Consider the following 6068-nt stretch of genomic DNA (forward strand, 5'->3'; position numbering starts at 1 on the left):
AATTATGGTACCAGTGACGCCGCTTTATACATTTAGTTCTCATCAAAACAGATTAATGATGGCAGCGACCCATAGGCGAATGACGCTAACAGCACAATCAGTTCATGCCCCAACTAATGTCATAGAGTTGCATTCATGTATATATCGTGACGCTCTTATGGTAACTGGTGTGGCCTCAAATGCTGGTGATTTAAACCGTCAATTAAGCATGGATACCAGGTTGCTAGTGAAACCGTACCTTATTAGATTATTATACCACCAAGCAGAGCTAACATATCTTCTCTCAGGCACTCCTGCCAGACGGTTAAGTCGTCTAAATAAGGGACTGGTTGCTAATTTCTCTTTAAATGAATTAAGTGTCATTCAGGCCGCAATGCAATTCGTTGAACAGGTACACCAGGGGTTTTGGTCGTACTCCCTTTACTCATACTTTTTAACTCTTGCACAACTCAAAGCCCAAGACGTATTTATCGCTGTGCTATTAAAAAATTGTGTTTTAGCTATAGAAGCATCGCAAACAAACTCAGGAATGAAGCCTGTCAATATCACTAGTGAGTTAATAACTTCCGTATTAAAAGATATAAATTTAGAAGCTCATGATGCGGAAACACAATTGTTTGAGAGGCTTATCCAACATGGATGAGACTTCGGGTGATGAACAAAATTACTTCCAAATGATTCGGCAGCGTCAGACGGGCATTTTGAATGATAAGGCCCGCATGCGTTCTAAAATGGTACCGCACAAAATTGTTCTAAGTAACAAGATTAATGCTTGTAGTGACATGGTCAAAAGCAAGATTGTCAAAGCCCTTGGGCAGTGTCGTTTCCACAAACACGATTTATTACGAGATGTTGGTGACTTTACAGTGCATCACGACAAAAGGATCTACCGATGTATCTTCCGCATAGATTATGGTACGCGGGAAAGCCCATGGGCATATACATCTACCCCGTGGGAACTAAAGTCCACACTAAGAACCATACATGTAATGCTAAGAAGCGACGATTAATAACGGAGGAAACATGGATAAATTCAGATATCAATGTCTTGAATCACTGCACAACTGTTGCATTGCATTTTGCCTCAATGATGCAAGTGGTGACTTCTCGGCCTTTGCTCGCAACTATCTGAAGAAAGCAGGCCCTATTAATGACCGGGAAAAGTTTATGCGTTACCTTCACGAACGATTAGGCATAAAAACAAAGAGATTTAAGATTCATTTTGATAAAGAACTTAGATCCCTTTATCAGACCGCTAAAGCTATCTATAAATATTATAACCGCCCAGATGAAGAACGCTTGAAATATGCATTTGAACTGCTGGGCCATCAAATGGTTTCAATATATAGAGAAACCGCGGACGGTTATGCGATTACAGTGTTGCAAAAACACCAATACGAAACTGTTGGACTAGTAGGTGTAGCAGATTCTGAAATTCAGCAATTACACAATCCCAAAAAATGGACAAACAAGGACAGTGTATATGTCGATATAATGGCCAGAGACACATTTATCTTTCATGATGTTAAGCAAACATTTACCCAGCTCGGTTTTGTAGTGGTCGGGGAATGTAAAGTAAATATGCACACACAACTAATTGTATCTTTGATGCACGATGAGGTCGAAACGGGCTTATTTAACCTTGGTCGTGACCTTAATAAAAGAGGTGCGCAGTCGGCAACTGCCTGAAAGAAGCTCAATTTTCAATTGCATTAGCATTTGCGCAAAATCAAGCATAACTGATAGTATATAGGCATAATTTTATAAAATAATTAAATTATGCAAAACATACCATTGAGCGCCGCTTTTAACTTGAAGACAATGGACTCCCCCTATATTGTGGACATGGTGGAGTTCATTGAAGCACTTATCAAAAAATACGAACAGAATTTAAGTGGCACATTGAACCTCATTGATGTTGCACGCTTTTCCATGATCAATCACCGCCATGGGTATCAGATAGGAACCAAAGTATTAGAGATACTGGAAGAGCGCATTATGGAATTCACCGGTGAACACGGTAGTATTTGTCGTTTCTATAAAGACCAATGGTTTATCTTCTATCCCTCAATTTTAACAAGCGAACAGGCTAAACACCATTACATGCTTATCACGCATCACGTGTGCAAGACTATTCAAATTCCCGAATTAGAAGACAGTATTAAACCGATAATCAGAGTGATAACCTCACCATTTGGTAAAGCGAGCAACACACCTGAAACTGTACTTGCTGCGTGTGAGCAGGGTTTAAAAAAAGCTAAGAATGAGAATATGCTTTTTCTTTATGAGAGTAATTACAACAGCCCCTTCTATATTAATAAAACTAAGATGCTGGCAGATTTTATAAACGAAACGAAATTAGGCAGAGTGGAGCTGCATCTTCAACCAAAGGTAGATTTGGGAACTTTTGAAATTACAGGAGTGGAAGCGTTACTGCGCTGGAGGAAGAAAAATGGTGGATATTGGCCTACTGACAAAGTAATTGCAGCAGCTACACAACTTGATGTTATACAGACACTGGGGAAATGGTGTATTTATGAAGTTTTCAAAATGGCTGAAGCTTACTACGTCAAAGGAGTTCCTCTAAAGATAGCATTCAACCTTTCCCCTTACCAACTACATTCAGTAGACGTAATTGCGACCCTCAAGAAATTATCCATTTTAAAACCACATATCGTGAATTTAATCGAAATAGAAGTCACAGAAGATGCGCTTTTTGCCAGTGATGAAATTACACGTGATCACATCGAACAATTGAGCCAGATGGGTATAAGCATCGTTATAGATGATTATGGTATAGGTTACTCTAACATCAGCAAAGTGATGGAATTACCATGCATAGATGCAATCAAAATAGACAAATCCCTCATTAGTATGGTCGGTGTTAATGCTCCCTATAAATACGAACAAGCTATACGTAGCATAGTAGCCTTGGCGGGTGCCATTCAAGCGGTTGTAGTAGGTGAAGGAGTAGAGTCAGAAGTACAATTAGAGGTACTAAAACGAACAGGCGTACATAGTGCGCAAGGATACCTTTTCTCTCGCCCAATCAGTCGAGCTCAATTTGATAAACAGTTTTGTATAAAGAGAAAGTTACCACCGAGCATCATTAAAGAAAGTACAGATACGGCCTCTACAAACAAGACAATATAGTCCTCCCCCTCCCCTAATTTAATTGTCACTCAGAAACAGGGGCAGGAGAGGAGATTGAAATTTTTCTACATCAGCCAGAGTCATTTAATCGCATCAGACGACACAGCTCTCTATCTTAGTGGTTGCATGATCTACTTTCTGCTTATTAGTGTGCGTTATGCTTTTGGGACTGGCACTAGCGTACAGTGTACAACTATCAGGCTGCAGCGTGTTACCGTGGAAGATAGCCAGTTTGCCTAGCTCCACATTATGAAAAGTAAAAGCACTAAAAAAGTTAACTGTCATCATCTTTACACATGTGATATCAATATCATTGATATATACGCCTATTTTAGTCAGCAGTGAAGGATCGATATGATACAGACGCTTGCAAGGGGCCAACATGCAGCGACCAGAACCTCCAGCCGGATCATTCAGTAATAAAGGCCCCTGGTGTTGTGCAGCATTTCGATTTATTACATCAGGTGTCACCCCTGTTATCCGATCCAGCATTATGCAAATATTAAAGGGGGTAAAGTACTGACCAAATGATTTGCGGTTGTAGGCAGCAAGGCTCTCATACAACTCTCCAAGAGGATCACTAAACGGATCTGATAAAAGATAAATCTGGCGCAATATCGAAGAAGCATCTTTAAGCCAGTTCCCCCTCCTCTCATTAAAAAAGTCATGTTCAGAAGGTTTTTTCTTTAAATTTCCCAGGGTAGCAAGCATTTCATCAAGCAACCAATTAAAGGGATCACCATTAGGTACAAGATGAAATGAATGAATGAGCAAATTAGACAAGTTACGCTGTAACGTTGGAATATCATTACTTAACTTAGGCATTATAGCGTCTCCCGCTTATCAGAGTTCAGCCAATCGGCCATGCGATTACAGTGAGAGGTGTTGGCAATAAACTTTTTGGTATTCAAGTCGAAAGTACCAATGCACTCTAGCTTATTAGCAGGTACAACAGATTTAGCTACGGTAGAAGCCTTATCTCTGCATCGAAATGCAGCTACAGTACACTTGTCCTCAAAACTTTCTAAGTTACAGGCGTTGTAAAGATTACCTTCATACCAGATTTCAACCAATCCTTGCGCATAATGCTTTTGCTTGCTAACAATTGCTGAACCTTTTTTTATCCCAAGATTACTCAACTCAGTTGACGGTATATAAACGTTGAACATGTTTAGTATCCATTATGAAAACCATTGAGTGAACAAAATACAATATAATATTGTATTTAGCAAGGGTTAAGAGGCTTTGTAGCTGCTTTTATTTTGCATTTATATTAATAGATATGCATAATGATAAATGTGAAAGCTAAAGGCATGTTAATTTTATGAATATTGATACTTTTGATATTTCTGTTACTCGTTCTGGTTTAACGGTATTACACAATTTTGTTGCAGATATCGATCATGAACACGTTATGGCTGTCAGTTATGATATTGAAGATAGTGCGTTACTCGTTCGATTTCATTTATTAACTGATGAGGTCACTGCTCGCTTTTTACCAGTTAGCAAGCGCGTTACATCATTATTGAAGAAAACAACGCAAATTATTCTAAAGGAAATTAAAAATACTGATGAGCTGACTTACACAGCAATTAATGCGGCAATGTTTAGTGAAGAATAATTAAGCAGGAATGCCCCATGAAGAAATTCATTCAGCACGGTGCAATGATGTCTTTGGCTTTGGCTGCGAATGTATCTCTATTGTCTTTGGAAGACAAAAATATTGATAATGAATTGCACCAAGATGCGTTGATTCCTCTTGAAAAAGTTGTAAATGGGGCCCCGGCTGATTCCGTGTCCAGATTCTATAGTTTGAGTCATGGTCAAGATATCGATATTAGTCAGTTGGACAAACTGGCATTAGCTGTGTCACAAGGTGTAGTGTTGCTTGATCCTGTAACTGGTGAAAAAATAGGATTGAGTATTAACAAATCTATAATTCCCTATGAAGGAGCGGTACAAAGTAAAACGACACAATTATTTGCACGGCAACACCAACATCATATCAATAGTCGTGAAAATGTGAGTCGTACCGTATTTGCTCATCCTGACGAATACAGAGCTATCTATGGTGATAGCTTTCTTTCTTCAATTGAAGCCTTCAACAAGATCATTGATGATGATGGTTTGCTTAACCATACCATTCCGACTTTACAGTACAATTTCGGTGATGATTTAATAAATGTTTCGCTCAATGAAAAAAAGCAGGCACAAGAGGTGTTACGTGGATTAAACAGTGAATTGGCGTTGGAATCGTTTAATTTACAAATATTTTTCCATGAGTATGGGCACACATTAAATCGTTCAGAAGTAGCAATTAGCTATGTCAATGCACTAATTACAGAGCGTCAACAGTTGTTAACCATTACACCGGATGAACAAAATAGTCATACAAAGAAAAGATTGAACCAAATAGATGAGACTCTAAATCACCCAAAATACAGTAATATCCAACTTTATAGTGAAATGGTAGCTGACGCATATATGGTCAGCAAAATGCATCAGTGGCACATCGAAAAATCACCTGGGGATGCATTAACACATACTATGAAATTATTATCTCAGTGGGAGTACATTCGTAGACACGATGTGGTCAACGCATTACACCATGGGGATAAAGTTACGCATGATACTTTACCCATAATGACACTCATGAGCAATTTTACTGAAGAGCAATGGCAGGAACTGGTAGCATCGGACGAATCGACCTTACGGCTCAAGATAGAAGCCACGGTGTCAGGTCTGGTAAAGCATCCTGCATATCAGGAATATTTAAGTGAACAGGCATTAGTAGAAGGTGTGAATCGCTGGAAAGGAACTAGCAAGACTAGTATTAATGACGGCGTTTTTCAAGGTAGTTGTCGCCTAAGCCGTTAAGCTGCTTCTTTTTTGCTCTCCGGATTAAGTTCCACAAC

7 protein-coding genes are annotated in these 6068 nt (G+C 39.1%); 5 read left to right on the plus strand and 2 right to left on the minus strand.

Annotation, left to right across the window (positions count from 1 at the left end):
* Positions 1 to 4: 4 nt before the first annotated feature.
* From AC0J20_RS20720 to AC0J20_RS20730, 3 genes are all read left to right on the plus strand, one after another.
* On the plus strand, positions 5 to 643 hold the full coding sequence (locus tag AC0J20_RS20720; RefSeq protein ID WP_473023192.1) for a hypothetical protein: 639 nt from the start codon (positions 5 to 7) through the stop codon (positions 641 to 643).
* A 380-nt stretch (positions 644 to 1023) separates the two neighbouring features.
* Positions 1024 to 1689, plus strand: coding sequence for a hypothetical protein (locus tag AC0J20_RS20725; RefSeq protein WP_473023193.1), 666 nt, complete (start codon positions 1024 to 1026; stop codon positions 1687 to 1689).
* A 132-nt stretch (positions 1690 to 1821) separates the two neighbouring features.
* On the plus strand, positions 1822 to 3153 hold the full coding sequence (locus AC0J20_RS20730) for an EAL domain-containing protein (protein WP_473023194.1): 1332 nt from the start codon (positions 1822 to 1824) through the stop codon (positions 3151 to 3153).
* Positions 3154 to 3246: 93 nt separating this feature from the next.
* Here the strand turns inward: AC0J20_RS20730 and AC0J20_RS20735 are convergent, their stop codons facing one another.
* On the minus strand, positions 3247 to 3978 hold the full coding sequence (locus AC0J20_RS20735) for an N-6 DNA methylase (protein ID WP_473023195.1): 732 nt from the start codon (positions 3976 to 3978) through the stop codon (positions 3247 to 3249).
* Positions 3978 to 4322: a hypothetical protein gene (locus AC0J20_RS20740; protein WP_473023196.1), complete on the minus strand. Its 345-nt coding sequence runs from the start codon at positions 4320 to 4322 to the stop codon at positions 3978 to 3980. Before AC0J20_RS20740 ends, AC0J20_RS20735 begins: the two co-directional genes overlap by 1 nt.
* 155 nt (positions 4323 to 4477) lie before the next feature.
* On the opposite strand from AC0J20_RS20740, the gene AC0J20_RS20745 reads away from it, so the two are divergent.
* Together AC0J20_RS20745 and AC0J20_RS20750 are read left to right on the plus strand one after the other, a co-directional pair.
* Positions 4478 to 4774 carry a hypothetical protein gene (locus AC0J20_RS20745; protein WP_473023197.1) on the plus strand — a complete coding sequence of 99 codons (297 nt, stop codon included), beginning with the start codon at positions 4478 to 4480 and terminating at the stop codon, positions 4772 to 4774.
* A gap of 17 nt (positions 4775 to 4791) precedes the next feature.
* Positions 4792 to 6030, plus strand: coding sequence for a hypothetical protein (locus tag AC0J20_RS20750; RefSeq protein WP_473023198.1), 1239 nt, complete (start codon positions 4792 to 4794; stop codon positions 6028 to 6030).
* Positions 6031 to 6068: the final 38 nt, after the last annotated feature.

The organism is Planctobacterium sp. R6, from assembly GCF_055755215.1.

Excerpts from the sequence above, each read along its gene's own strand:
- AC0J20_RS20720 (WP_473023192.1), top strand. The coding sequence starts at position 5 with ATGGTACCAGTGACGCCGCTTTATACATTTAGTTCTCATCAAAACAGA.
- AC0J20_RS20735 (WP_473023195.1), bottom strand. The coding sequence starts at position 3,978 with ATGCCTAAGTTAAGTAATGATATTCCAACGTTACAGCGTAACTTGTCT.
- AC0J20_RS20750 (WP_473023198.1), top strand. The coding sequence starts at position 4,792 with ATGAAGAAATTCATTCAGCACGGTGCAATGATGTCTTTGGCTTTGGCT.
- AC0J20_RS20725 (WP_473023193.1), top strand. The coding sequence starts at position 1,024 with ATGGATAAATTCAGATATCAATGTCTTGAATCACTGCACAACTGTTGC.
- AC0J20_RS20745 (WP_473023197.1), top strand. The coding sequence starts at position 4,478 with ATGAATATTGATACTTTTGATATTTCTGTTACTCGTTCTGGTTTAACG.
- AC0J20_RS20730 (WP_473023194.1), top strand. The coding sequence starts at position 1,822 with ATGGACTCCCCCTATATTGTGGACATGGTGGAGTTCATTGAAGCACTT.
- AC0J20_RS20740 (WP_473023196.1), bottom strand. The coding sequence starts at position 4,322 with ATGTTCAACGTTTATATACCGTCAACTGAGTTGAGTAATCTTGGGATA.